1 protein-coding gene is annotated in these 1055 nt (G+C 69.4%); it reads left to right on the top strand.

Annotated features, from left to right (window positions below):
• Positions 1–20 precede the first annotated feature (20 nt).
• Positions 21–647, top strand: a complete 627-nt coding sequence (locus E1218_RS38035) for a hypothetical protein (protein ID WP_132327462.1) — start codon at positions 21–23, stop codon at positions 645–647.
• The last annotated feature ends 408 nt before the right edge of the window (positions 648–1055 follow it).

The raw sequence follows: 1055 nt of genomic DNA, 5'->3' as shown, positions 1-1055 counted from the left end.
GGCGTGGTTAGGGGGTTGCGATGAGTGTCGTGGAGCGGGCGGCGATCGCGCCGTCGCACGGCGAGGTGGTGGGGGCCTGGCGGGAGATCATGGATCAGGCGAGTGCCCTGGACCTCGCCGATCGGATCGTGATCGCGGTGAAGCTGAGAGCCAAGGCCGACGCGTTGGCGGTGTACGAGGGGCTGGCTAGGGACGCGGAGGACCTGGCCAGGGACGTACGGGCGTTCGCCGTGGCGGTGCGGGTGCAGAATCCGCTGACGAAGGTGTTCCTGGCGGTCGGGCTCGCGTCCGGGATGCTCGGGTTCCTTGGGCTGTGGTCGTTCTTGGTGGTCACGAGTACGGCGGAGATGGCGCAGACGACTGCCGCACTGGTCGGCGTGCTGACGGCGGCGTCGGGAGTGGTGGTCGTCGCGGTCGTGCGGGGCGCCGTCGAGGCGGCTCGGGCGGCAGTCGAGGAATTGTCGACGCACCCGTCGACGGTGTTGCTGGAGGAGGTCCGGGCGGCCGAGGAGCACCTGTTCGGGATCTTCGGGCAGCGGGTGCCGGAGCCGCCGATCAGCGCCGTGCCGTTGGTCGTGCTGGGCGTCGCCGGGGCCGCGATCGGGCTCGTGGTCGCCGCGCTCGCCGGCGTCGGGACGGCCGCGTGATCCCGGATCGCGGTTACGGTGGGTGCGGACGATAGGCCGGAGTGGTCACGCTGGCTCACTGGCGTGCCGCTCCTCGGGGACGGGCCTCCGGATCCATGTCGGCGTGCCGATCTGGCGCGTACGACGATCGGGCTCGAGCCGGATTCTTGTGGGAACCGGAGTGCATTTGCTGCAGACGGACAACGAGACGTGTTCGAGGCGTTGCGGCAACGATTCCTGAGCCGGCCGACTGCGCTCGAACCGCGTGGACGCGACGGCCCGGTCGGCGGGCAGCTTGATGCTGAAGGCAATGGTGCGTCGGACAAGTGTTTGATGTCGTTACGAATGTGAGTCGGTCGGTCCGGACGGTGGACTGAGCTCTCGACCCCTCGAGGCGCCAGGTGGTACAGATCAGTACTGGCCCCGGGG

It is taken from the genome of Kribbella turkmenica (assembly GCF_004348725.1).
GTDB classification, from domain to species: Bacteria; Actinomycetota; Actinomycetes; order Propionibacteriales; family Kribbellaceae; genus Kribbella; species Kribbella turkmenica.
This window is presented reverse-complemented; position numbering and strand designations above follow the sequence as displayed.